Source organism: Pseudoalteromonas sp. PAST1 (assembly GCF_021532515.1).
Classification (GTDB): domain Bacteria; phylum Pseudomonadota; class Gammaproteobacteria; order Enterobacterales; family Alteromonadaceae; genus Pseudoalteromonas; species Pseudoalteromonas simplex.
Window position 1 is genome coordinate 35,923 of record NZ_JAKGBH010000002.1, and the last position, 24,089, is coordinate 60,011.

General features: G+C 41.7%; 24 protein-coding genes. 14 read left to right on the plus strand and 10 right to left on the minus strand.

The genetic code is table 11. From position 1 onward, the window contains the following. Window positions 1-6 precede the first annotated feature (6 nt). Genes apaG through lptD form a run of 5 tightly spaced genes read right to left on the minus strand, consistent with a single transcriptional unit; the run spans window position 7 to window position 5,756 of the window. Window positions 7-396: a Co2+/Mg2+ efflux protein ApaG gene (apaG, locus tag L1272_RS01065; RefSeq protein ID WP_054550996.1), complete on the minus strand. Its 390-nt coding sequence runs from the start codon at window positions 394-396 to the stop codon at window positions 7-9. Further along, a complete protein-coding gene (rsmA, locus tag L1272_RS01070) occupies window positions 380-1,186 on the minus strand; it encodes a 16S rRNA (adenine(1518)-N(6)/adenine(1519)-N(6))-dimethyltransferase RsmA (RefSeq protein ID WP_054550997.1) in 807 nt (268 codons plus the stop codon). Before rsmA ends, apaG begins: the two co-directional genes overlap by 17 nt. Further along, on the minus strand, window positions 1,183-2,175 hold the full coding sequence (gene pdxA, locus L1272_RS01075; RefSeq protein WP_054550998.1) for a 4-hydroxythreonine-4-phosphate dehydrogenase PdxA: 993 nt from the start codon (window positions 2,173-2,175) through the stop codon (window positions 1,183-1,185). The genes rsmA and pdxA overlap by 4 nt, the downstream gene beginning before the upstream one ends. Before the next feature lie 5 nt (window positions 2,176-2,180). After that, window positions 2,181-3,473, minus strand: a complete 1,293-nt coding sequence (surA, locus tag L1272_RS01080; protein WP_138601738.1) for a peptidylprolyl isomerase SurA — start codon at window positions 3,471-3,473, stop codon at window positions 2,181-2,183. A 36-nt stretch (window positions 3,474-3,509) separates the two neighbouring features. Further along, window positions 3,510-5,756, minus strand: coding sequence for an LPS assembly protein LptD (gene lptD / locus L1272_RS01085; protein WP_235372592.1), 2,247 nt, complete (start codon window positions 5,754-5,756; stop codon window positions 3,510-3,512). Between the two features lie 103 nt (window positions 5,757-5,859). On the opposite strand from lptD, the gene L1272_RS01090 reads away from it, so the two are divergent. Genes L1272_RS01090 through djlA form a run of 3 tightly spaced genes read left to right on the plus strand, consistent with a single transcriptional unit; the run spans window position 5,860 to window position 8,410 of the window. Next, entirely contained in the window at window positions 5,860-6,861 is a 1,002-nt protein-coding gene (locus tag L1272_RS01090) for an aminoglycoside phosphotransferase family protein (protein ID WP_235372593.1), read from the plus strand. Further along, window positions 6,858-7,514, plus strand: a complete 657-nt coding sequence (gene murU, locus L1272_RS01095; RefSeq protein ID WP_235372594.1) for an N-acetylmuramate alpha-1-phosphate uridylyltransferase MurU — start codon at window positions 6,858-6,860, stop codon at window positions 7,512-7,514. The genes L1272_RS01090 and murU overlap by 4 nt, the downstream gene beginning before the upstream one ends. Before the next feature lie 23 nt (window positions 7,515-7,537). Next, entirely contained in the window at window positions 7,538-8,410 is an 873-nt protein-coding gene (gene djlA / locus L1272_RS01100; RefSeq protein ID WP_235372595.1) for a co-chaperone DjlA, read from the plus strand. On the opposite strand, the gene L1272_RS01105 is transcribed toward djlA, so the two are convergent. After that, window positions 8,393-9,325, minus strand: a complete 933-nt coding sequence (locus L1272_RS01105; protein WP_235372596.1) for a DUF3530 family protein — start codon at window positions 9,323-9,325, stop codon at window positions 8,393-8,395. The genes djlA and L1272_RS01105 overlap by 18 nt on opposite strands. Window positions 9,326-9,405: 80 nt before the next feature. Continuing rightward, window positions 9,406-10,059, minus strand: a complete 654-nt coding sequence (rluA, locus tag L1272_RS01110) for a bifunctional tRNA pseudouridine(32) synthase/23S rRNA pseudouridine(746) synthase RluA (RefSeq protein ID WP_082401641.1) — start codon at window positions 10,057-10,059, stop codon at window positions 9,406-9,408. 479 nt (window positions 10,060-10,538) lie between these two features. Here rluA and L1272_RS01115 point away from each other — a divergent pair, with 479 nt between their 5' ends. From L1272_RS01115 to L1272_RS01135, 5 genes are all read left to right on the plus strand, one after another. Then, window positions 10,539-11,201: a tRNA-uridine aminocarboxypropyltransferase gene (locus L1272_RS01115; protein WP_138619138.1), complete on the plus strand. Its 663-nt coding sequence runs from the start codon at window positions 10,539-10,541 to the stop codon at window positions 11,199-11,201. A 953-nt stretch (window positions 11,202-12,154) separates the two neighbouring features. Next, window positions 12,155-13,159: a Fe(3+) ABC transporter substrate-binding protein gene (locus L1272_RS01120; protein WP_187490276.1), complete on the plus strand. Its 1,005-nt coding sequence runs from the start codon at window positions 12,155-12,157 to the stop codon at window positions 13,157-13,159. A 77-nt stretch (window positions 13,160-13,236) separates the two neighbouring features. Beyond that, the gene (locus tag L1272_RS01125) at window positions 13,237-14,871 is read left to right on the plus strand and encodes an ABC transporter permease (protein WP_187490277.1); all 1,635 of its coding nucleotides are present in this window, start codon (window positions 13,237-13,239) and stop codon (window positions 14,869-14,871) included. Further along, the gene (locus L1272_RS01130) at window positions 14,868-15,911 is read left to right on the plus strand and encodes an ABC transporter ATP-binding protein (protein ID WP_235372597.1); all 1,044 of its coding nucleotides are present in this window, start codon (window positions 14,868-14,870) and stop codon (window positions 15,909-15,911) included. The genes L1272_RS01125 and L1272_RS01130 overlap by 4 nt, the downstream gene beginning before the upstream one ends. A gap of 61 nt (window positions 15,912-15,972) precedes the next feature. Further along, window positions 15,973-16,872: a Dyp-type peroxidase gene (locus tag L1272_RS01135; RefSeq protein WP_235372598.1), complete on the plus strand. Its 900-nt coding sequence runs from the start codon at window positions 15,973-15,975 to the stop codon at window positions 16,870-16,872. Here L1272_RS01135 and argR read toward each other — a convergent pair. Next, on the minus strand, window positions 16,869-17,336 hold the full coding sequence (gene argR, locus L1272_RS01140; protein WP_054551012.1) for a transcriptional regulator ArgR: 468 nt from the start codon (window positions 17,334-17,336) through the stop codon (window positions 16,869-16,871). The two genes, L1272_RS01135 and argR, sit on opposite strands and share 4 nt — an antisense overlap. 225 nt (window positions 17,337-17,561) lie before the next feature. On the opposite strand from argR, the gene mdh reads away from it, so the two are divergent. Then, window positions 17,562-18,497 carry a malate dehydrogenase gene (gene mdh, locus L1272_RS01145; protein WP_054551013.1) on the plus strand — a complete coding sequence of 312 codons (936 nt, stop codon included), beginning with the start codon at window positions 17,562-17,564 and terminating at the stop codon, window positions 18,495-18,497. An 89-nt stretch (window positions 18,498-18,586) separates the two neighbouring features. On the opposite strand, the gene ispB is transcribed toward mdh, so the two are convergent. Then, entirely contained in the window at window positions 18,587-19,558 is a 972-nt protein-coding gene (ispB, locus tag L1272_RS01150) for an octaprenyl diphosphate synthase (RefSeq protein ID WP_054562777.1), read from the minus strand. Window positions 19,559-19,968: 410 nt separating this feature from the next. On the opposite strand from ispB, the gene rplU reads away from it, so the two are divergent. The 5 genes from rplU (at window position 19,969) to L1272_RS01175 (ending at window position 22,887) form a co-directional block, all read left to right on the plus strand. Next, window positions 19,969-20,280 carry a 50S ribosomal protein L21 gene (rplU, locus tag L1272_RS01155; protein WP_036965957.1) on the plus strand — a complete coding sequence of 104 codons (312 nt, stop codon included), beginning with the start codon at window positions 19,969-19,971 and terminating at the stop codon, window positions 20,278-20,280. Window positions 20,281-20,296: 16 nt separating this feature from the next. Beyond that, window positions 20,297-20,554 (plus strand): 50S ribosomal protein L27, encoded by a 258-nt coding sequence (gene rpmA / locus L1272_RS01160; RefSeq protein WP_054551015.1) that lies wholly within the window; start codon window positions 20,297-20,299, stop codon window positions 20,552-20,554. A 162-nt stretch (window positions 20,555-20,716) separates the two neighbouring features. Beyond that, window positions 20,717-21,871, plus strand: coding sequence for an Obg family GTPase CgtA (gene cgtA, locus L1272_RS01165; protein WP_054551016.1), 1,155 nt, complete (start codon window positions 20,717-20,719; stop codon window positions 21,869-21,871). Between the two features lie 79 nt (window positions 21,872-21,950). Continuing rightward, window positions 21,951-22,430 (plus strand): type 3 dihydrofolate reductase, encoded by a 480-nt coding sequence (folA, locus tag L1272_RS01170; protein ID WP_082389164.1) that lies wholly within the window; start codon window positions 21,951-21,953, stop codon window positions 22,428-22,430. A gap of 79 nt (window positions 22,431-22,509) precedes the next feature. Further along, on the plus strand, window positions 22,510-22,887 hold the full coding sequence (locus tag L1272_RS01175) for a DUF3718 domain-containing protein (RefSeq protein ID WP_054551017.1): 378 nt from the start codon (window positions 22,510-22,512) through the stop codon (window positions 22,885-22,887). Between the two features lie 146 nt (window positions 22,888-23,033). Here L1272_RS01175 and L1272_RS01180 read toward each other — a convergent pair whose 3' ends face one another. Beyond that, the gene (locus tag L1272_RS01180; protein WP_138619101.1) at window positions 23,034-24,002 is read right to left on the minus strand and encodes a class 1 fructose-bisphosphatase; all 969 of its coding nucleotides are present in this window, start codon (window positions 24,000-24,002) and stop codon (window positions 23,034-23,036) included. Window positions 24,003-24,089 lie beyond the last annotated feature (87 nt).

Genomic DNA, 24,089 nt, shown 5'->3' on the forward strand with positions numbered 1-24,089 from the left:
CGTTATTTAGTGCAATATGTTTGGGCGAGCTAAACGAAACACCTCGATTGGTGCTTCGAATTCAGTCCCAAATTCGTTACGCATGGTGTAATGACCTTGCATTGTCCCAACTGGGGTATCAAGCACAGCGCCACTGGTGTATTTGTAGCTTTCACCTGGGGCAATGGTTGGGGTTTCACCAACAACACCTTCACCTTGTACTTCCACTTCTTTGCCGTTAGCATCAGTAATTAACCAATAACGGCTCAAAAGCTTAGCACTGCATAAACTGTGGTTTTTAATGGTGATAGAATAAGCAAAAACGTATTTATCTTGTTCAGGCTCTGATTGACCTTCTACGTAGAAGGTCTCAACCGACACCTTAATTGGAGAACCTAGATTACTGCTTGTTGTCATAAATCCAATTAGCTATATCAATAAATTGTTGTAAAGACAGGCTTTCAGCACGCAGCGTGATATCAATGCCGATGCTTGTTAGTTCTTCAGCTGTAAGTAAGTTAGATAAACTATTACGCAGAGTCTTACGGCGCTGATTAAAGGCTTCTAAGCATACTGTGTTAAGAAGTTTTGTACTTTTAGCTGAACGCTGTTCAGGCTTTTTAGGGATCAAACGAATTACTGCTGAATCGACCTTAGGGGCTGGCTTAAAGCACTCTGGTGGCACATCAATCACTGGCATTGCGTGACAGTAATATTGTGTCATTACACTCAAGCGGCCAAAAGCTTTGCTGCCTGGGCCTGCGACCATACGTTTAACTACTTCTTTTTGCAGCATAAAGTGCATATGCTCAACATTGTCTGCAAATTCAAATAAATGGAATAACAGCGGGGTCGAAACATTGTAAGGTAAGTTACCAAAAATCTTTAATTTTTCGTCTGACTTGATCAAAGAGCTAAAGTCGAACTTCATTGCATCGCCTTGATGCACTGTTAACTTTGGCCCTAAGAATGGGTGGCTCGTTAAACGTTCTGCTAAGTCTTTATCTAACTCAACAACCGTTAGGTGGCCACTTAAATCAGCGACTGGCTCAGTGATAGCACCAAGACCCGGGCCGATTTCTACTAAATTATCTTCAGGTTTAGGATCAATGGCCGTGACGATTTTGTCGATGATCATGTCATCGTTTAAAAAGTTTTGACCAAAACGCTTACGCGCGCGGTGTCCTAAATGTACTTTATCTGTCATTGATTCTGCGCTTTTTCATGGGCGAGCTTAATTGCTTCGCGGATCGCTAATTCAAAACTACCTACATCAGCAGTACCTGTGCCGGCTAAATCGAGAGCCGTGCCGTGATCTACTGAGGTGCGAATAAATGGCAGGCCAAGAGTGATGTTGACCGAATTGCCGAAACCTTTGTATTTTAGCACAGGTAATCCCTGATCGTGATACATTGCAAGCACTGCATCTGCTTGCGAAAGATATTTATCTTGGAATAGGGTATCAGCAGGCAATGGGCCAATTAAGTTCATACCTTGGTTATTTAATAGCTCAAGAGTTGGCGTTATAGTGTCAATTTCTTCAGTGCCTAAATGACCATCTTCGCCGGCATGTGGGTTTAAGCCACATACGAGAATGCGTGGTTTTTCAATGCCAAACTTTGTTTGTAAGTCATGATTTAATATTGTGGCTACTTTGCTTAAACGCTCAACGGTGATTGCGCGCGATACATAAGCAAGTGGTATATGGGTCGTAACAAGTGCCACGCGCAAGCCTTCAGTTGCTAACAACATCACTACATCGGCAGTATTTGATTGCTGTGCAAAATATTCTGTGTGACCGCTGAACGAAATCCCCGCTTTGTTGATAATCCCTTTATGAACTGGGCCTGTAACAACAGCAGCAAAAGTACCATCCATATTTTTTTCACTGGCAATGCGCAGTGTATCCAACACATATTGACCGTTAGCGTCATTAAGTACGCCCACTTCAACGTCTGTGCCTAAATCTACTTGGTGTAAGTAAACGCTGCCTGCAGGGGCAATGCTTGGTGCTTGGCTATCATCGAAGTCAATTAAATTGATATCTAAACCAAGCAACTTAGCGCGCTGTTTTAATAACGCGCCATCAGCAATCACCACCAGTTGGGCATCCCACTGGTGCTGCGCTAACTTGATAAGTAAATCAGGGCCAATACCAGCTGGCTCACCTGGGGTAATTGCAATTCTAATGGTCATAATTATTATTCTGTTGGGAAAATATCAACGTGTGCTTGCTCACGCATTTCTTGCTGCCAGTTGAAACTTTCTTCTTTAAATTTACGATTAAACAGTAGTTGGTGAGCGCGATTACGTTTAGCTTGCTCTGTTTTATCTGCTACACGCTTATCAAGTAGCTGTACAATGTGCCAACCAAACTGAGTTCTGAATGGCTCACTGATTTCATTTTTATCTAGAGAAAGCAAGGTATTCTTAAACTCTGGTACATAGGTGCTTGGGTCAGTCCAGTCGTACTCACCACCTTTTAGTGCTGAACCTGGATCTTCAGAGTACTCTTTAGCAAGTTCTGCAAAGTCAGCTTTACCATCACGAAGATCTTTTGCAAAGCCTTTAAGCATGTCACGCGCTTTTTCTTCGCTTAAAATAATTGATGGTTTAACTAAGATATGGCGTGAACGAACTTCTGTTGTTTCAACAACTTGACGACCACGAACATCTTGCACTTTGATGATGTGGAAACCAGCACCTGAACGAAGCGGACCAACAATGTCATCTTTTTTATGACCTTTTACAGCTTCTGCGAATAGCGATGGCATTTCGTTGATGCTCATCCAACCAAGCTGACCACCCTCAAGTGCCTTTGAGCCGCTTGAAGATGAAATAGCAATACGCTTGAACTCTTTGCCTTCTTTTAAAAACTCAATAACTTTCTCAGCTCGCGTTTTAGCGCTCGCAATTTCATCCGCAGTAGCATCACTAGGAATATCAATCAAGATATGGCCAATGTCATATTCTTCGGCATTTTTACCTTGTGTTTCCATGATTTTTAACAGGTTATCAATTTCTTGCGTACTGATATAAATACGGCGATCCACGTTCATGCGAGTTACTTGTTGCGTGGTGATCTCTTTACGGATTTCTTCGCGATATGCAGGGTAGCTGTCTCCAGCCGCTTCAATTGTCCTACGTAAGTCAGCAATACTGCCACCTTGCTCACGCGCCATATTTTCTAAAGTTTGGTCTAATTGCGAGTCTGAAATCTCAAGACCCATACGCTCAGCAAGTTGCATCATTAGTTCTTGGCTAACTAAACGCTCAATGGCTTGAATTCGCAGTGTATCATCAGAAGGTAATTCTTGACCTTGCTCTGCAGCCTGAGTCTTTACGCGATTAACAATGGTGTCTACTTCACTTTGTAAGATAACACCTTGGTTAACAACGCCCACCACTTTGTCAATTTCAACTGGTTTTGCGAAAACGCTTTGGCATAGGCCAACTGTTAATAATGCTGATGCAAATAATTTTTTTAAATTCATACTTTTTCTAATACTCTTGCTAATAGTACTGCGGTACTAGTTATTAAGAAAATACGGTCTACGATAGCCAAAAATACCTTGTTGTAATAATTTTTGTGCATCATAACGGCTTTTGCTTCCAAGCCCTTTTAACACAATATTGAAACCAATACTTGTGTCAAAGGTTGCTTGCTCTTGACCAATCGCCTGGTTCAAATCAGTTTCGATTTGACGACGGCCTGTGATTTGAAACGCCCAACAGCATGATTCATACTGAAGACCGCTGAAAACCTCAATACTACGACCGCTCTCTAAATCACGGTGGTAGCTGCCAACAAACTGCCAATCTTCTGATAGCGGAATGCTGGTAAATAGACCAACTTGCTCGATTGTATTGCCTGAGACATCATTTGCATAGCGATGGTTCAATTGCACGAGCTGTTTATCGTCACCTTTATAATCTAAGGTGATATTTGACTGAATAATTTCTTTACCATCAGTGTCGTACTGGATACCACCTGATAAATACCAACGACGGTGCCAATGTAACATGGTTTGCGCTGCAAACAAGGCATTGTAGTTAGTGTCGGAGTCGATACCTTGTGATGTAGGCTTGGCATCATTACTTAAATAAAAAATTTGTCCGGCACTGAAGTTAAATACTTCTTCATTTTCACTACTAAATAAGCGTGTTGTTGCACCTAACGTAAATTGGTTTGCAGTTGCTATCCGGTCGATACTTGAAAAACGGCGATCTCTAAATAAGCCAAAGAAATCGTCTTGTAATTTTGCTGTATCGTAAAGACCAATATTTGATTGGTCTTTATTTGGCGTATATAAGTACTGAATTTGTGGTTCAAGAGTTTGAATACCATCTTTAAAGAAAAATGCAGTATCACGCTCAAAATTTAATTGGCTGTATAAACGCACTTTAGGTAGGGTTCGAGTGACATTTTCATCAAACTCGGTACCAGCTAAGTCACCATGTTGGTTGTATTCAGTATGTAATAAGCTGAACTCAGATAAAAATGACCATGCGTATTCTTGGTAACCAAAACTTGCTTTAGGCTCTATATGAACACGGCTTGCTTCATCAATTACAGCTTCATCATTAGTGAAATAACTGAGCTCACCATCAAGGGTTAAATCAATGCCATAAAAATCATATGCATCAGTTTGCGAAAAACTAATTTGTGGCAGCGCCGCATATGATTCACGGTGATCACCAAGTACTTCAAAACTTTGCAACTTGATATTGGTGCGCCAAGTGTCACCTAAGTGGGTTAGAGAGCCGGTGCGGTACAACTGAGTATCGGTGCGAGTCGCATAACCAGAGTTTAAATCGGTTAAGTAGTTATCATCACTGACGTTTGTTATGTCGATATTAGCACGCCAGTTTTCACCTAAATAACTTTGCTGTTGCCAGTGGAACAGGTAACGAGAGTCTACATTTGGCTCTTCGTCATCTTTGTCTAGGTACTCAACAGCAACTAAGCCATTATTTTGCTCAGTTAAGTAACGAAACTCCCCAATCATTTGTAAACCGCGTTTAGACATATAGCGCGGTGTTATAGTCGCGTCGTAATTTGGTGCAATATTCCAGTAATAAGGAGTAATGGTTTCGATACCATAGCGGCCTGAGCTCGAGAAATTAGGTGTTAGTAAACCTGACTTACGACGGTCATCTAATGGGAAAGTAAAATAAGGAACATAAAGTACTGGGGTATCAAGCACTCTAAGCACAGTATTATGTGTTTCGCCCCAACCTTCTTCTCTTGATAAGTCGATTTCGTCAGCTTCGATGGCCCACACAGGTGTTTCACCCGGACAGGTAGTAAAGCTTGCGTTCATCAGGTTTAGGCCAGACTCATTAACTGTTAGTTTTTCTGCGCCGCCATGACCAAGTTGATCAGTAAACTTATAGTCTGCGCCTAGCAAGCTCAATTCAGAATTGTTTAAATCTGCATTGAGTCCAGAGCTATTAATTTGGCTTACTTTATCGCGATAAACGATAGGACCGGTTGCATTAAGTAACCCACGTTGTTTGTCAATCAGTGCACTTTGTGCGGACAAATTCATCGTTAGGGTGTTAATATCTACATTACCGGTAAATTCTGCGCTTTGGGTACCCAATAGTTCAATATCATCGGATTTGATATCGATCGTATTAAGTTCAAGGCCAGGGAGCGGTTGCCAAGCTCTGGTTTGCATTGAAGTGCCACAAAAATTGTGTGTCAGTTCAGTTTCGGCGAACGATGGTGCGCTAAGTACGCTTAGCATCATTATGCCCCAGGTTTTGCTCATTTAATGACCTTAATGCTCTTTGGTTGGATATAAGCTAGACATAATAAAGGAAAACAATGGCAAATACAGTAATTGACTTAGTGAAAAATAGATATCTTACTAAATGAATCGTTATAAAAGTTTACAGCAGTTTTTAAATCCTCACTTTAAAGAGGATGAATATCAATTAGCCGCCATCACTGGGGATGCGAGTTTTCGCCGTTATTTCCGCGTAAATACAGGTGATCAAAGTTATATTGTCATGGACTCAGATCCAGACAAACTGGATAACACACCTTATATAGAACTCAACAAAGTATTTTCTCAGCATGGGTTTAAATTACCAAAAATTCTTCAGGCTGATGAAAAACAAGGCTTCTTCTTGCTGAGTGATTTAGGGAATACTCATTTGGCTGATTTACTGGGCGACGAAGACCGCACTTTACACTACAAACATCTAATAAAGTTAAGTGCACAGTGGGCGCAAATCCCGCCTGCCCAATATATGAAAGTATTTGATGGCGAGTTTTTACAGTTTGAGCTAAGTATTTTTAGAGATTGGTTAGTCGATAACTTTATCGGTGAGCAACTCTCTGCTGATGAGCAGAAAATGTGGCAACAAGCCTGTGAGTTATTAATTAATAATGCCCTTGAGCAACCAATTGTTACGGTGCACCGAGACTTCCATAGTCGCAATATTATGCGCACAGGGCAGCAATGGGCAATCATCGATTATCAAGATGCCGTACAAGGGCCAGTGTGTTATGACCTTGTTTCATTATTAAGAGATTGCTATTTCAAGCTACCAGAACAAGAGCTCGACTACCTTTTACATTACGCTTATGACGAATTTAGCGAGCAGCAGCTATTGCAAGACACTTCGTTTGCGATGTTTAAACGTTGGTTTGACTTAACCGGCGTGCAGCGTCATTTAAAAGCTGCGGGCATATTTTGCCGCTTAAAATTACGTGACGGTAAGTCTGGCTATTTGAATAATGTACTGCCAACCCTTACATACATCAGTAATGTCAGTAAAGAATACCCAGAGTTAACAGTCCTTGGTCAGTGGATAGAGCAGATAATTATTCCACAGACTAAGCAGCGTTTAACGAAAGAGTCCAAATGAAAGCAATGATCCTAGCGGCGGGGCGTGGTAAACGCATGATGCCGCTAACCGAAACGCAACCAAAGCCGATGCTAAAGATTAACGGCAAGCCACTATTAGAGCATCATATTAATAACTTACGTCAAGCCGGGGTTACCGATATTGTTATTAACCTTGCCTGGCAGGGCGACAAAATAACAGAGTATTTCGGTGATGGTTCGCAGTTTGGTGTATCGATCACTTACAGCCAAGAGCAGGCTGGGGGGCTTGAAACCGCCGGGGGGATCATTCAAGCATTGCCGTTATTGGGCGAACAATTTATTGTCATTAATGGTGATGTATTTACTGATTACGATGTGACTTCGTTAATGCAGTTGCACCTGCAAGCCGGTGAAGCGCATATTGTCCTTGTTGAAAATCCCGCGCATAACCCTGATGGTGATTTTGCACTGAGTCATCTAAGTCCTGATAGTCAAAAGTATACTTTTTCCGGTATAAGTCGTTATCATGCTGATTTCTTTAAAGGTCTCAGCGCTGGTATTCGTCCGCTTGGGCCTATTTTGCGAGAAAGGCTCAGTGAGTACCAGGTTTCGACTGAACTTTATTTGGGGCAATGGGATGACATTGGCACACCTGCCAGACTCGACGAAATCAATCAACGTTTCGCTTTGTAATAACAACAGAGGTTTGCCAAATTATGTGGGGAAAAGTACTCGGTTTTTGTTTTGGCTTTATGTTTGGCAAATTTATAGGAGCCTTACTGGGCCTATACCTAGGCCATATGTTCGATCGCAGCTTAAAACAAGACTTTGATAAAGCAGGTGGTTTTTCTGGTTTGTTTAAAGGCGATGATATTAACGAGCGCCAAGCACTTTTCTTTTCTAGCTGTTTTGCGGTGATGGGGCATATCGCCAAATCAAATGGTCGCGTTAGTGAAACGCATATTCGTGCTGCAAGTTTGTTTATGAACGAAATGGGCTTATCGGGTGATGAGCGAAGAGAAGCACAGGATGCCTTTCGTAGTGGTAAAGAAAGCGACTTTTCATTAAAAGAAACCGTTCATGACTTTAAAGAGCGCTTTGCTCGACGCCATGATTTATTGCAACTGTTCCTCGAAATACAAATTCAAATGGCCTTTTCAGATGGCCACCTTGCAGAGCAAGAAAAGCAGCTATTGCAAGAGGTGAGCAAGCAGTTAGGTATTTCACGTACTCAATTCGCATTTTTATTAAAACGCTACCAAGCCGAATTTGCATTTCGTCAGCAACAACAGCGTTTTTATGAACAACAGCGTCAACAAAGCCAGCAAAATCGCAGCAGTCATAGTGAACAAAGAGGGCACAGTGTGCCACCGAATAATGGTATGAATCGCGCCCAAGCGTTGGCTCTTTTAGGCTTAAACAATGATGCTTCAGCGAGAGATATTAAAGTTGCTTATCGAAAGCTTATGGCTCAGCATCACCCCGATAAGCTGGTATCGCAAGGTTTACCAAAACATATGATGGAAGTTGCGGTAAAGAAAAGCCAAGATATTCAAGCGGCTTATGAGTATTTAAAAAAGGCGGCGTAAAAAGCCGTCTACTTCTTTGAGCAGTCGCTGGTGCTGCTCAGGCTCTGAAGGCACACCAAATAACTCTCTTTGACGGTAGTCATATTTAGCGTGTTTTCTTACCCAACGTTTTCTGTCTTTCACACTTTGCAGGGTGTCAGGGTTACCCTCACTATAAAAAATATCCAGTAACGGTGGGCTGATAGTTGAAAGCGTCGCATTGAGATGCTGGTTACGAACACTGTTGGGTAAATAACTACCTAAGCTAATAAAAGCGTTTAGTTCGTTATTTGGAAAGCTAGCATAATGCTCAATCAACAGCCCCGCACTGGCACCTTGTGCCACCACAATAATATTGCCGCCTTCATCCATTGCACTGTTATACAAGGCATTGAATCTGGCAATTAGCTTTAATTTGTAATCATCAAGCACGGCTTCACTGATATTGGGCTCACCCGTAACAAAATGCGGCGCTTGTTGCGTTTGGGCTGGTGGAGCAGAAGCTGCTTGCTCATCGCTTTGTTCAACAGTTTGTGTTGACTCAGGTTCAGAGCTTTCAGATGACTCGGGCGTTGTCATATCGACAGGGTGCCAATCAATGTCAGGCATGGTCATGGCAAGGGTTGCATAGCCAATTTCGTTTAACTGCTTACGCAAAAAGTTAATACCAGCATTATTAGTGGGTAGGTGCTGCCAATCAGGAATGATTAGCACAATTCCGCGTTGACTGGCTGCCATCGATTGGCGATATAAGCTAATGAACTCATCTTCACCGGCAAGCAGAGTGCGTACTTCATCGCTTGGTAAAAAGCGTTGAATATCGTTAGTGACCAAACTTGACCAAGGGGTGGGTTTAATAAAATCGGCAGCATTCACATTGCCCATGAACGCAAAACAGGCTGCGTAAAGTAAGCGATGTGCGGGTTTTAAATTCATGCCGATATTACCTGAGTCTTTAATTAAATCAGTTATTGATTAACTATCGGCAGTATTTATTAAATATTTAGCGAATTGTCTTAAAACTCAGGAGCGGCTTCAAAAATCAATGTTTCACCGCTGGCAGGGTGAGCTAAGGTTAGCATTTCGGCATGCAGTTGTAAGCGAGGAGCCATGGCGAATGCCTCGGGGTGAGCATACAGCTTATCGCCTAAAATAGGGTGACCCAATGACAGCATATGCACACGTAGTTGGTGAGAACGCCCAGTAATTGGGGTCAGCTCAACACGAGTTGCATTCTGTTCATATTCAAGCACTTTAAAGTGGGTTAATGACGGTTTGCCATTATCGTGATCAACCATTTGCTTTGGGCGGTTCGGCCAATCACAAATAAGTGGTAAATCTACAGAACCAGTTTCTTGCTCAAGCTTACCAAATACACGAGCAATGTAGCGTTTCGCGGTTTTTCTATCTTGAAACTGAATGCTTAAATTACGATGCGCTTCTTTATGCATAGCTAAACAAATAATGCCAGAGGTCGCCATATCAAGGCGGTGAACAATTTTTGCCGTTGGGAAAACGCGATTAATGCGAGCAATAAGGCAGTCGGCGTGTTTTGGGTCTTTTCCCGGCACAGTAAGTAAACCACTTGGTTTATTCACAATAAGTAAGTCATCGTCTTGATAAACAATACTTAAATAAGGTGTCATTGGGGGATTATAATTGAGTAACACAGCCAGCCTCGATGATATGCAAGGGCGCTATTTTAAAGGAGTATGAGCGCATACACAATGCCAGAGCTGGTTTTAGAAAAGTAGTTAAGATACAGTAAATTCAGCTATGGAGTTTTAAGAAAAGGACAAACAAATGTTTCGCTTTGGTTTAATTCGCAGTAAGCCTTGTTCACGATGTGGCTTAGAAGTAAATTATCTTGAGCCAGAGTGTCCGCACTGTAAAGGCCTATCAGATTTACAGATCGTGTTTTTGAAGAAGTCCCACAGAGATGATTTACGTCATAAAAATAGCGATTTAATAGCCGTTTTTTGGAAGCTAACCCTTGTTGCATTTTTTATAACACTACTTCTCTTCATTTTTTAGGAATAGCTTGCTCTTTGGGCTTGCAGATATCTATTCCCCTTATTTTTAGCTACAATACGCGCCGTTTAATTATCTGGTAAATACAGTGGCTACTATCTCAAATAATTCCGTGTTAATGCTTCGTGCTCAGCAAATGACTGAGTCTCGTCGTGAATTTAAAGCGCGAGGAGCAAAGTTAACGCGTTGTGAGCGATGTTTATTAGCCGAACACTATTGTATTTGTGATGGTGTTGAACAGGCAAAGTGTGATGCCGCGGTTTGTTTACTTATGTACCACAATGAGAGTTTTAAGCCGTCAAATACTGGCCGTTTAATTGCTGAAATCGTGCCAGATAACCATGCCTTTAAATGGGATAGAACAAATCCAGATGAAGCCTTATTAAGCTTATTGGCAGATCCCCAGTATCAGCCAATGGTTATTTTTCCTGCTAGCGATGTAGACGACGAAGAGAGGGTGATCACCGAAGTAACCCCTGTTGAAGGTAAGCGTCCATTGTTTATCTTTTTAGATGGTACTTGGCGCGAAGCAAAGAAAATGATCCGTAAAAGCCCTTATCTAGATAATTTTCCTGTGCTTTCAATTACACCTGAAAAGCTTTCGGATTATCGATTGCGTGTTGCCCCGCATGAGCATCAACTAGGTACTGCTGAGGTGGCTATTATGGTTCTTGCTCTTGCTGGTGAGGAAGACGCTACACAAAAGCTTGAGCAACATTTTATTAAGTTTAGAGATGCTTACCTGCTTGGTAAGCGAAATAAGGGACGCCCAGAGCAATAGTACCAATCCGCAATAATACTTAATCATTTTGAGGGATTAAACCTGTCGCTACCTGCGTTAAAAATTACTGATTTAGAACAACTAAATAACGAAATTTTTGCCTTGTTATCGACGAGGTTTTATTGCCTCAAAATAGACCACTTAATTAAGCGAATTGGTATAACTCTTTACTAAATTGTAGGCAAAAGAAAAGCGCGTACTATCTCTAGTCGCGCTTGCGGAATCTTCTTAATTTTTTGCATCCTGCAATTGAATCTAATCAACTCCCTAAACTTTGCCAATCCATGCGATTACACTTTACTTATTGGTTCTGTGTAATATAAGGCAATCCCGCCTTGTTTCCTTGTTAGTCCTTTACATCCTTGCTGGTAATCACTTTACCATTCCCTTACGTGCCATCCCGACACTATCCCTTTATTTGCAAATCCGTTGCGATGCCCTAACGGCCTGTCCTTTATTCCACTTTTTGAACTTCCTGTATAACAACATCCTGTTGTTATGCCATTCCACATCATCCTGATGCTGTCCGTAGGTTGTCACTCCATTGCGTTACTCTTCCAGAGCCTGTCCTTGATTCCTTATTCTCCTAATGAACCTTATTCCGCGGTATTATGAGTAATGCTTCCTTATCCATCTACTCATTAAGCTTCTTGCTTAGTTGATGTAAGTAATTATAGAGAAATAGGCAAAGCTGAGTAGGTCAAAATCTTATTTAATCTGTTGGTTATTTTATTGTCATTTAATATATTTCATTAAATTTCAGTTGGTTAAGTGTTTTTATGCAGTGTTTGCTGGTGCTTTTTACTCAATAACTGCCATGTGGGTGAGATATGTCTTACATGCAAATTCCTAAATGGCAGCTATGTTGATTGAAATATAAGTTTAAACGGGTGCACTTTGCCCTAACTCTAGGTAAAATATTTTGATAATTGTTATTATTTAGGTGCTATAAAATGAAAAAAACAGCCTTAGTATTACTTAGCGCATTATTAAGCGCGCCTACATTTGCTGCAGATGTAGTAAATATTTACTCGTTTCGTCAACCATTCTTAATTCAGCCTATTTTGGATGATTTCACTAAGCAAACAGGTATTAAAACCAATGTGGTTTTTGCCAAAAAAGGGCTGATTGAACGTGTAAAGCGTGAAGGTAAGCACAGCAAGGCTGATTTAGTATTAACCTCAAATTTTAGTGCGCTGATTCAATTAGAAGATTTAGGCTTAACGCAATCAATTAATAGTGATGTAGTTAATGCGAATGTGCCAAGTACTTTTCGCGATTCCGACGGTCAATGGATAGCACTTACCAAGCGTGTACGTAATGTTTACTCCGCAAAAGAGCGCGTTGGTGCGCTTGGTGAGTTAACATACGAAGATTTAGCAGACCCAAAATACAAAGGTAAAATCTGTACTCGCTCTGGTAAACATCCTTACAATTTAGGTTTAGTTGCTTCTATGGTTGCTCACCATGGCGAAGCAAAAACTAAGCAATGGCTTGAGGGCGTAAAAGCCAATTTAGCACGTAAACCGCAAGGTAATGACAGAGCGCAAGTCAAAGCCGTAAAAGAAGGTTTATGCGATCTGGCGTTAGGCAACAGCTATTATTTTGGCAAAATGATGCAAGATGAGCAGCAAAAATCATGGGCAGAAGCGGTATATATTAACTTCCCTAACCAAACGAACCGTGGCTCTCATATCAATGTATCGGGCGTTGTTATGACCCGTTATGCTAAAAACCCTGAAAATGCCTTGAAACTGGTTGAGTATATGACCGACAATAAGGCGCAAAATATGTATGCTTCCGTTAATATGGAATACCCTGTAAAGCAAGGGGTTGCATTATCTGAGATGGTTGCATCATGGGGTGAGTTTAAAGAAGATAGCCTTCCTCTTGATGAGATCAGCAAATATCGCCCTGTGGCACTGAAGCTGATTGATGAAGTAAAGTTTGATTTATAACGAGGATATTTCTCGTAACACATTTTTATAAAAGCTGTTTTTTAACAGCTTTTATTTTATCTGGTATTAATCCACTTATGCATGTGAAGTTTTCGCTGTCGCGTTGGCAGCTTATAGCCTGGCTTATTGGCCTGTTGCTTGTTACGCCATTAGGCTTTTTATTATTTGAATCTCTGCAAGGAGATTCAGATGTATTTCAGCACCTTTTCGATACTGTGCTGTGGGATTATACCCGTAATACTCTCATACTCATTGCAGGGGTAGGGCTGCTGAGCTGTGTAATAGCATTGCCGTTAGCTTGGTTAACTGCATATTGCGAGTTTCCTGGGCGTAAGCAATTTGAATGGGCGTTAATGCTGCCTTTAGCAATGCCAACTTATCTTATCGCCTACGTGTATACCGACTTACTTGATTACGCAGGGCCTGTACAGATCGCACTCAGAGACTGGTTTGGTTGGCAATCACCAGACGATTACTGGTTTTTTGATATTCGTACATTGACTGGGGCTATTTTTATGATTGCCTTGGTACTCTATCCTTACTTATACCTAATTTTTAAAACGGCACTCAGGGAGCAGTCTTTTAAACTAGTACAAGCTAGTCAACTAATGGGGCTATCACCATTACAAAGTTTTTTACGCGTTAGTTTGCCTCTTGGTCGTGGGGCGATTGTGGCAGGGGTTACATTAATCAGTATGGAGGCCATGGCTGATTTTGCTACTGTTAACTACTTTGCTGTGAGCACACTGACGACCGCTGTTTATGATACATGGCTTGGCTATTACTCATTAACCGCAGCGGCGAAAATCTCAGGTATTATGTTACTGATTTTGTTTTTAACCATCATGGTAGAGCGCTTTAGTCGTCGCAATCAAGCTGTGTATGAACGTCAGTCAAGCGTAAACAGCGCAACTTTGTATCGCTTAAAAGGCGGTGCGGCATGGGCTGCAAGCTTGGCTTGCACCGTTGTGCTGGTATTGGCTTTTATTCTGCCGGTTGGAGTATTAGTTAAATATGCCATTGTCTATGCAGATGAAGCATGGAATGGGGCATTCTTTAATTACGCTTGGCAAAGCTTTAAAGTGGCTGTAGTGGTGAGCATTGCAACTATCCTATTGAGCTTATTGGTATTGTTTTATCAACGCATTGCGAAGCAAGCTTACCCTTTGATCCCTGGGCGTTTAGCAAGTACTGGCTATGCCTTACCTGGTACTGTATTAGCGATTGCTGTATTGCTCCCATTAACTCAGTTAGATGATGCATTAAATAATTGGCTTGAGCCTTTTGGTCTATCACCAGGGTTACTTTTAAGCGGTACTTTATTTGCGATGATTTTTGCTTATGTTGTACGTTTTTATGCGATTGCGCATGGCGCGCTTGAAAGCAGTTTTTTACGTATTAGCCCATCGTTAGATATGGCCAGCCAATCAATGGGCAAAGGGCCCATGCAAACCCTTTGGCGAGTACATTTACCGCTATTAAAACGCGGTATTTTAACAGCTGGTTTGTTAGTGTTTATTGAGTGCATGAAAGAGTTACCTGCAGCTCTATTACTCAGACCTTTTAATTTTGAAACCCTAGCAACTCATGTTTTTCAATATGTTAGTGATGAGCAATTGGAGCTTGCGTCAATTTCAGCCTTGTTTATCGTGTTAGTTGGGTTAATCCCTTTGTATTTCGTTAATCGTTCGATGGAGCAAAATCACTCATGAGTCATTTGATAATTAAAGACTTAGCTTATCAGTACAATGCGACTCAGGTGTTGAGTGAACTAAACCTCAATGTTGAACAAGATGAAATCGTCTGTTTGCTTGGCGCAAGTGGCTGCGGCAAAACCACCACCTTAAAGGCAATTGCCGGGATTTTACAGCCTGATCAAGGCTATATGAGTATTGATTCAAAAGTGGTCAACGATAGTGGGCTGTTTGTTGTACCGGAAAAACGTAATATTGGCATGATGTTCCAAGACTATGCGCTGTTTCCTCATTTAACGGTAAGCGACAACATTGCGTTTGGTCTTAGCAATATGAGCAAAGCGCAAAAGCGAGAGCGTGTAGATGAAATGCTTAGCCTTGTTAAACTCGATGGTTGTGCACAGCGATACCCTCATCAGCTTTCTGGTGGCCAACAGCAACGTGTGGCAATAGCCCGTGCACTTGCTTACAAACCAAGTTTATTATTACTTGATGAGCCATTTTCGAATATTGATACACAAGTGCGTTTTGAGCTTATTGCAGATATACGCCGAATTATTAAAGCTCAGCAGGTTTCTGCGGTATTTGTTACTCACTCAAAGGAAGAAGCTTTCGCATTTGCTGACACGCTTGCGGTTATGCATGGTGGAAAAATAGCCCAACAAGGCTCTCCTGAGCAGTTATTTAGCCAACCTAACTCAAAGGTGGTTGCAGAGTTTCTTGGTACGGGCATATACTTAACGGCAAAAGTATTAACGCCAACTGAATACGAAACGGCGTTTGGTGTGGTTCACTCATTGACACCGAACAATGCAGATTGTCAGCAAGGTCAAGTGTATATAAGACCGCACCATATTCAGTTGTGTGAAGCTGCGCACAGTGACGCAAACAGTTTAACTATTTTGCACAGGCGCTTTATCGGTACGCGTTATGTATATCGAATTAATATTGCAGGGCAAGAGTGTGAAGTTGCTGCAGAGCAAGACCGCGTGTTAGCTGTTGAGCAACCTGTAAAAATAAAAATAATGCCGCACACAGTCAATTTTTTTCATGATTAGTAATAAATAACAATCTTGAATCCTTGGCTTTGTGCAAATAACGAGAAGCTAAGGATTCACTATGGCGCAAGCGCAATCTGGGATTTGTGCTGAAGCAAACTTACATGGTTTGCACCTGTTTTTTAATGTTTACGATGGCCATGATGAGTCATTACGTAAAAAACTAAAACGCGTTAGCGTCATTCAAGATGAGTTTGCTGATCAGTTCTCAGAAGCCATGCTATCGTGCGTGGTTGCCCTTGGTGCTCAGTATTGGCCGCATATCTTGCCCGAGTTTATTCCTAGTCAATTGCAAAGCTTTCCGAATGTAACTCACAGTGATCATGTGATGAGTGCCCAGCCATTTGATTTGTTTGTACAAATTCGCTCAGACCGTGAAGATGTAAACCATCTATTTGCCCTGCAAATCCTAAAATTATTAACACCGGATGTTGAGCTGGTGGAGCAGGTCCGTAATTTTCGGTTTTTAGATGGACGTGATTTTAACGGCTTTATTTATGCAGGCGATACACCTCATGGCCGTCAAAAGCGTAGTACAGCACTTATCGACAAACCGGGTCACTTTGAAGACCAAGGCAGCTATATCCATGTTCAGCGCTTTGTGCATGATTTGAGTGTCTGGCAGCATTTATCGTTATCAGAGCAAGAGCAAATCTTGGGGCGCACGCGTCTAGATAACACCTTGATTGTGCCTGCTGTAGAAACCAGTCATGCGGTTCGTAGTGAATTAAAAGATGAGCATGGCCAGCCTCTTTTGCTAAACCAAAGCATGCCATTTGGTGATGTGCATAAGCAGGGAATTTTAATGGTTTCGTGTGCGGCGCAAGGGGATGCGTTTGAGCAGGTATTAAAGAGTCGCTTGGGGCAGGGCGATTGCTATGATCATTGGCTCGATTTTACTCAAGCCGATATGGGATCTGCGTTTTTCGCCCCGTCAGTAAACTTCTTAAAGCAGCTTTAAACGGTATCGAATAAAGTGCGTACGCGATCAAGCGTCACATCGATTTCAGAAATCTTCGCAGGGGCGATAAAAATAGTGTCGTCGCCTGCAATAGTGCCTAGTACGCCATCTGCTTTACCGAGTGAATCAAGTAAACGAGCAATTAATTGTGCTGCGCCTGGACTGGTGCGAATAATGATCATCATTTCGTTATGCATAATATCAATAACAAGCTGACGCAGTGGGCTTTTCGCTGTTGGCACACCCATTTCAGCCGGTAAGCAATAAACCATTTCTTGTTTTGCATTACGAGTACGTACCGCACCAAATTTGCTTAACATGCGAGATACTTTACTTTGACTAATATTATCAAAGCCTTGCTCTTTTAATGCTTCGACAATCTCACCTTGTGAACCGAAGTTTTCTTCTTTTAATAGCGCTTTAAACGCTTTGATCAGTGCTTCTTGTTTGTCTTGTGGTTGCATGTTGCCGTTTCTTTATTCATAAAATGTAGGGTAATTCTACACAACTCTGCATATTTATGCAGTATTAGTTTACAAAGTCGTCCAAAATGCTGTGTCTTTACAGCTAAGTTTACAACTATGGTCGAAATTATACGCGAAATAAGCAGGATAAATTTGTTTTTAGTCGCTAATTTCATTATCTTTAGGGCCACAAATATTTCCTACCTCAAATTACGGAGAATTCCAATGAAAGTTGCTGTTTTAGGCGCAGCTGGCGGTATCGGCCAAGCATTGTCTTTATTATTAAAAACAAGTTTACCTGCAGGTTCTGAATTATCGTTATACGATGTTGCCCCTGTTGTTCCTGGTGTAGCGGTTGATCTTTCTCACATCCCAACAGACGTTAAAGTTGAAGGCTTTGGTGCTGACAGCTTAGACGCAGCATTAGCTGGTTGTGATATCGTTCTTATCCCAGCGGGTATGCCACGTAAGCCAGGCATGGACCGTGCGGACCTTTTCAACGTAAACGCAGGTATCATCAAAACATTAGCTGAAGGCATCGTTAAAAACTGTCCTAAAGCGTTAGTAGGTATCATCACTAACCCAGTAAACGGCACAGTGCCAATCGTTGCTGAAGTATTCAAAAAAGCGGGTACTTACGATGCAGGCCGTGTATTCGGTATCACAACGCTTGACGTGATCCGTTCAGAAGCATTTGTTGCTGAACTTAAAGGTTTAAGCGCAACTGACGTTAAAGTTCCAGTGATCGGCGGTCACTCAGGTACGACAATCCTTCCTCTTCTATCTCAAGTTGAAGGTGTTACTTTCACTGACGAAGAAGTTGCGGCATTAACTCCACGTATCCAAAACGCAGGTACTGAAGTTGTTAACGCTAAAGCGGGTGGCGGTTCAGCGACTCTTTCTATGGGTGCTGCAGCAGCACGCTTCTGTATGTCTTTAGTTAAAGGCTTACAAGGTGAAGAAGTAGTTGATTACGCATACGTTGCAGTTGAAAACGGTGACGCAGCATACTTCGCACACCCAGTTCGTCTAGGTAAAAACGGCGTTGAAGAAATCCTTTCTTACGGTGAGTTAAGTGCATTCGAAGAGCAAGCTAAAAACGACATGCTAGCTACACTTAACAAAGACATCCAAGAAGGTGTTGATTTCATCAACGGTTAATTCCGACAGATGATAGGCGATTTTTTAAATCGCCGAAAACAAAAAAGCCTGCAAATGCAGGCTTTTTTAATGGCTCGAATAAATAGTGTTTAGTGATCGCGGGCAACGGCGATACGGGCCAAACTCTCTAAGGCTTGTTTGTACGGTGTATCTGGTAAGAACGCAATACAAGCAATTGCTTTGTCAGCTTCTTGCTCAGCTTTTTGCATTGCAAACTCAAGGGCTTTAGTGTCAGCTAATGCCGCTAGAATGCTTTCTAAATGGTCCATACCATTACCAAGCTCAATAGCTTCGCGTACTAGCTTAACTTGCTCTGGTGTGCCTTTTTGCATTGCGTAGATAAGCGGTAGGGTAGGTTTACCTTCAGCTAAATCATCGCCAATGTTTTTACCAAGTTGCTCGGCATCGGCGTTGTAATCAAGTACATCATCCACTAATTGGAATGCAGTGCCAAGATGCATTCCATATAAGTTTAATGCTTCAAGGGTTTGCTCGTCTTGCTCGGTAATAATTGCAGCAAGGCCGGTTGCAGCTTCGAACAATTTTGCCGTTTTGCTGTAAATAACCTGCATATAGCTTTGTTCTGTGGTGTCAGGGTCATTACAGTTCATTAGCTGTAATACTTCACCTTCAGCGATGACATTGGTTGCATCCGCTAAAATTTGCATGATTGGCATTTTACCTAGGCCAACCATAAGCTGAAATGAACGTGTATAGATAAAGTCACCGACCAAAACGCTAGCTGCATTACCAAACTCTGCGTTGGCTGTAGGCGTACCACGGCGCAAATGTGACTCGTCGACAACGTCGTCATGCAATAAAGTGGCGGTATGAATAAATTCGATGATAGTGGCAAGCGTAATATGGTCTTTGCCCTCATAACCAAGTGCTTTTGCCGCTAAAATGGCCAACATAGGACGAACGCGTTTACCGCCACTGTTTACTATGTATAAACCGAGTTGGTTAACCAATGCGACATCTGAGCGCATTTGGGCATGTATAAGTTGATTGACGTCATCCATTTCATTTTCGATTAACGTCTGGATAGCTTTTATATCCATTGATCTCCGAGCCAATATTTATGGGTATACGGGGCTGATTGTACAACAAAAAAAGCGCTTGCTCGATATTTTGTGATGATTCAGTAAAAAAACACTGTAAAGTTTTTTATTTGAGATCAATTTTGCCAAGATAAATTTATAACCTTGATTAATAAGTGATCAGCTTTTTGAATTTTAAAGGTGCCTATTATTAGCGTAATTTAATTGTCATGAGATCGTAAAAACCGCTTGGCATGTGGTGTTTTTAGGATAGAATAGGGGAAAATATTGAATTGCTCTCAATGCAGCTATTTTTTATTCATTTTATCGAAAAAGAGGCTTGCTAGTTTTTGCACATTAGCGTAAACTTCGCGCCCTATTGAAGAATATTTTAGTTGCGTCGATTTGAGGGCGCACAGACGGAGTTAATTATGTACGCGGTTTTCCAAAGTGGTGGTAAACAGCACCGTGTGACTGAAGGTCAAACAATTCGTCTTGAGAAATTAGACGTTGAAACTGGTGCAGCAGTTGAATTTGATTCAGTACTTTTAGTTGCTGATGGTGAGAAAATCGAGATCGGTGTACCGTTCGTAAACGGTGGTAAAGTAACAGCTGAGGTTGTTTCACACGGTCGCGGTGAGAAAGTTAAGATTGTTAAATTTAGACGTCGTAAGCATTCTCGTAAGCAAATGGGCCATCGTCAATGGTTCACTGAAGTTAAAATCACTGGCATTAGCGCTTAATTAGAGGTACTGAGAAATGGCACATAAAAAAGCAGCTGGTAGTACTCGTAACGGTCGCGATTCAGAAAGCAAACGCCTAGGTGTTAAGCGTTTTGGTGGCGAATCAGTTCTAGCGGGTAGCATCATTGTTCGTCAACGTGGTACTCGTTTCCACGCTGGCGCAAACGTAGGTATCGGTAAAGACCACACTATCTTCGCAAAAGCAGATGGTAAAGTTCAATTCGAACAGAAAGGTCCTTTAAACCGTAAATACGTAAATATCGTAGCTGAGTAATCATCTCGATATTTGAAAAACCCCGCCTTTGCGGGGTTTTTTGTTTTAAGGCACATAATAGTGCGTATAAATATATACCTAAGCGCCTTGGCATTGGGTGCTGAATAGGGCACTTAGGTATATAATAGAGTTATTAACAAGCCAATCTTAAAGTGAGTAATCATGAAGTTTGTAGATGAAGTAGAAATTCGTTGTGACGCGGGTGATGGCGGCAGCGGTGTCGTATCTTTCCGACGTGAAAAATATGTACCAGATGGCGGTCCTGATGGCGGCGACGGCGGCGATGGCGGCAGCGTTTATCTACAAGCCGATGAAAACTTAAATACGTTAATTGATTACCAATTTGAGCGTTTTCATAAAGCAGAGCGCGGCACAAATGGTCAAAGCCGTAACATGACTGGTAAAAAAGGCGCTGATTTAACGCTTAAAGTGCCTGTTGGTACACGTATCATTGATGTTGATACTGAAGAGTCATTAGGTGATTTGACCAAGCATGGTCAAAAGGTTGTTGTTGCAAAAGGTGGTTTCCATGGCTTGGGGAATGCACGTTTTAAATCAAGTACAAACCGCGCTCCACGTCAAAAAACACTAGGTACACCTGGTGAAGTTCGCAGCTTACGTCTAGAGCTAATGCTACTTGCAGATGTTGGCTTACTTGGTTTACCAAATGCTGGTAAATCAACGTTTATCCGCAGTGTTTCTGCAGCTAAACCAAAAGTGGCAGATTACCCGTTTACGACGCTTATTCCTAATCTTGGTGTAGTACGCCCAGATGCGAATAAGTCATTTGTAATTGCTGATATCCCAGGTCTAATCGAAGGCGCTTCAGATGGCGCAGGCCTTGGTATTCGCTTCTTAAAGCATTTGGAGCGTTGTCGTGTATTACTGCATATCATTGATGTTATGCCTGTAGATGGTACAAACCCGGTTGATAATGCCTTTGCGATTATTAATGAGCTACACCAATACAGCCCTAAACTTGCTGAAAAGCCGCGTTGGTTAGTATTTAACAAAATTGACCTATTACCAGAAGATGAAGCTGAAGCCCTGTGTAATGAAATTGCCGAAGAGCTAGGTGAAGAGGTTAATGTTTACCGTATTTCTGCTGCGAATAAACAAAATACTCAAGCATTGTGTCATGACATTATGGCGCTACTTGATAGTATGCCGAAAGAGAAATTCGCTGAAGAAGAGAAAGAAGAAGTTGAATTTAAGTGGGATACTTATCATCAGAAAGCGACCTCTCAAGATGATGATGATTGGGATGACGACTGGGATGATGATGACTACGACGTAGAAGTTATCTACCAACGATAAATTTTAAAACTGAAAAGGAGCCATGCGCTCCTTTTTTATTAATAAGAAAAAAGTATTAAGGTTTAGTGTGAAAATTTCAATGATTGCTGCGATGGCAAATAACCGAGTAATTGGCCAAGACAACCAAATGCCATGGCATTTACCCGCCGATCTGCAACACTTTAAAAAAGTAACCATGGCAAAGCCTGTGATCATGGGCCGTAAAACATTTGAATCAATAGGTCGGCCTTTACCGGGTCGTCAAAATATTATTATCACGCGTAATGCTGATTACACAGCTGAAGGTATTGAGGTGGTTACTTCACCAGAGGCTGCGCTGGAATTGGTTGCTGATGTTGAAGAAGTAATGATTATAGGTGGCGGAAATATATACGAACAATTCCTGTCTCAAGCAGATCGTCTATACTTAACTTTTATCGACCTTGAAGTGGAAGGTGATACGCAGTTCCCAGATTACGAAAGTGTTGCTAATTGGACAGTTGCCGAGCAAGAAAAGCATCAGCCTGATAACAAAAACCCTCACTCGTATACTTTTGTAACCCTGTACAAAAATTCGTAACATTATTGCGGTAAAATTAATTAGTTGGTACAATATTACACAATCTTGGTAAGAAAAAAGTATTACATAAGGGCAAAATATGATGAAGTTACCAAATATGTTACTTGCAGCGGCTGTTGTATCAGCGTCAGTTGCGTATACAGCACCAGCAAAAGCTGATGATCAATTAGCGGTTTCTATCTGTGAATATATCGCAGCTGATGATAAAAACCGTTTGCGTAGTAAGCTTAAAAGCTCACGTGTGAAAATTCGTAACATTTTTGATGCTGTGAAATGCAATGGCAATAACATGCTTCGTCATGCAATCGAAAGCGGCGCGGCAGATACTGGTGAGTATATTGTTAAGAACTTATCAAAAAGCTCTTTAGAAGATGGTGCTGATATTGCTTGGGCTGAGTCGAACGGTCACGGTGGTTCACCACTAATCGCTGTTATTAAAGACCGCGCAGGCCTTTAATTTAAGCGCCAAAAGAATTTAAGAAACCGCACTCGTTGCGGTTTTTTTGTGCCTGTAAGGTAAGTAACTTGTTGAGAATCTCTCGTTTATTAAAAACTGGAAGCTTCTAAAGTTGAAGCCTTCCAGTTTGAGGCATTTACTGCTTGTTATTTATGGTAGCTTAAGCAGGTTTCTACTTCGTTCTTCGAACCTAAGATCACCGCCACACGTTGGTGAATAGCGTCAGGTTGAATGTCCATGATGCGCTCAGTGCCTGTAGAAGCTATGCCGCCAGCTTGTTCGATTAACATTGCCATTGGATTTGCTTCGTATAATAAACGTAATTTGTTAGGTTTATTTGGATCTTTCGTGTCGGTTGGGTAAGTAAAAATACCACCACGACATAATACACGGTGCACATCACCCACCATTGCAGCAATCCAGCGCATGTTGAAGTTACGACCACGTGGGCCTGTGTCACCAGCAATTAAGTCATTGATGTAATTTTGCATCGCCGGTTGCCAATGGCGTTGGTTTGAAGCATTGATAGCAAATTCGCTGGTCTCTTCAGGTACGCTTGCAAAATCTTGTGTTAATAAGAAGGTACCGTGCGTTTTATCTAAGGTGAAAAAGCGTGTGCCCTTGCCGGTTGTTAACGCCAGCACGGTTGATGGGCCATATAATACATAACCCGCTGCAACTTGGTTTTTACCCGGTTGCATAAAAATACTAGGATCAGCTGGATCTGAACCTTCAGGCGCCGCCATAATTGAGAAAATCGTACCAACGAGTGAGTTGATATCAGTATTTGATGAGCCATCAAGTGGGTCGAATGCAACAATGTAGTTGGCATCTGGATTACCCGCAACGGTGAAGTCTTCTTCTTCAGAGGCAATGGCTTTTACGTAGCCCGATTCTAATAAAATATCTTTTAAAAGTTGATTAGTTAGAACATCGAGTTTTTTCTGAGTTTCACCCTGAATGTTTTCGTCTAGGGTTGAGCCTAATACGCCAGATAGGGCGCCTTGACCAACACGAAATGAAATTTCTTTACATGCCGCAAGTACCGTTCTGATCAATGAGATCAGTTCACGAGGGCAACCATCTTCTAACAATACCGGTGGGAGTCTACGCATTCTATTTTCCTGATAACGTTGTAGCCAGACATTTTTAGTGTGAGAGAGAATGTCTTAGCAAGCGCTGAATTTCGTCTTAAATAGCTG

Excerpts from the sequence above, each read along its gene's own strand:
- apaG (WP_054550996.1), bottom strand. The coding sequence starts at position 396 with ATGACAACAAGCAGTAATCTAGGTTCTCCAATTAAGGTGTCGGTTGAG.
- rsmA (WP_054550997.1), bottom strand. The coding sequence starts at position 1,186 with ATGACAGATAAAGTACATTTAGGACACCGCGCGCGTAAGCGTTTTGGT.
- pdxA (WP_054550998.1), bottom strand. The coding sequence starts at position 2,175 with ATGACCATTAGAATTGCAATTACCCCAGGTGAGCCAGCTGGTATTGGC.
- surA (WP_138601738.1), bottom strand. The coding sequence starts at position 3,473 with ATGAATTTAAAAAAATTATTTGCATCAGCATTATTAACAGTTGGCCTA.
- lptD (WP_235372592.1), bottom strand. The coding sequence starts at position 5,756 with ATGAGCAAAACCTGGGGCATAATGATGCTAAGCGTACTTAGCGCACCA.
- L1272_RS01090 (WP_235372593.1), top strand. The coding sequence starts at position 5,860 with ATGAATCGTTATAAAAGTTTACAGCAGTTTTTAAATCCTCACTTTAAA.
- murU (WP_235372594.1), top strand. The coding sequence starts at position 6,858 with ATGAAAGCAATGATCCTAGCGGCGGGGCGTGGTAAACGCATGATGCCG.
- djlA (WP_235372595.1), top strand. The coding sequence starts at position 7,538 with ATGTGGGGAAAAGTACTCGGTTTTTGTTTTGGCTTTATGTTTGGCAAA.
- L1272_RS01105 (WP_235372596.1), bottom strand. The coding sequence starts at position 9,325 with ATGAATTTAAAACCCGCACATCGCTTACTTTACGCAGCCTGTTTTGCG.
- L1272_RS01115 (WP_138619138.1), top strand. The coding sequence starts at position 10,539 with ATGCTTCGTGCTCAGCAAATGACTGAGTCTCGTCGTGAATTTAAAGCG.
- L1272_RS01120 (WP_187490276.1), top strand. The coding sequence starts at position 12,155 with ATGAAAAAAACAGCCTTAGTATTACTTAGCGCATTATTAAGCGCGCCT.
- L1272_RS01125 (WP_187490277.1), top strand. The coding sequence starts at position 13,237 with ATGCATGTGAAGTTTTCGCTGTCGCGTTGGCAGCTTATAGCCTGGCTT.
- L1272_RS01130 (WP_235372597.1), top strand. The coding sequence starts at position 14,868 with ATGAGTCATTTGATAATTAAAGACTTAGCTTATCAGTACAATGCGACT.
- L1272_RS01135 (WP_235372598.1), top strand. The coding sequence starts at position 15,973 with ATGGCGCAAGCGCAATCTGGGATTTGTGCTGAAGCAAACTTACATGGT.
- argR (WP_054551012.1), bottom strand. The coding sequence starts at position 17,336 with ATGCAACCACAAGACAAACAAGAAGCACTGATCAAAGCGTTTAAAGCG.
- mdh (WP_054551013.1), top strand. The coding sequence starts at position 17,562 with ATGAAAGTTGCTGTTTTAGGCGCAGCTGGCGGTATCGGCCAAGCATTG.
- ispB (WP_054562777.1), bottom strand. The coding sequence starts at position 19,558 with ATGGATATAAAAGCTATCCAGACGTTAATCGAAAATGAAATGGATGAC.
- rplU (WP_036965957.1), top strand. The coding sequence starts at position 19,969 with ATGTACGCGGTTTTCCAAAGTGGTGGTAAACAGCACCGTGTGACTGAA.
- rpmA (WP_054551015.1), top strand. The coding sequence starts at position 20,297 with ATGGCACATAAAAAAGCAGCTGGTAGTACTCGTAACGGTCGCGATTCA.
- cgtA (WP_054551016.1), top strand. The coding sequence starts at position 20,717 with ATGAAGTTTGTAGATGAAGTAGAAATTCGTTGTGACGCGGGTGATGGC.
- folA (WP_082389164.1), top strand. The coding sequence starts at position 21,951 with ATGATTGCTGCGATGGCAAATAACCGAGTAATTGGCCAAGACAACCAA.
- L1272_RS01175 (WP_054551017.1), top strand. The coding sequence starts at position 22,510 with ATGATGAAGTTACCAAATATGTTACTTGCAGCGGCTGTTGTATCAGCG.
- L1272_RS01180 (WP_138619101.1), bottom strand. The coding sequence starts at position 24,002 with ATGCGTAGACTCCCACCGGTATTGTTAGAAGATGGTTGCCCTCGTGAA.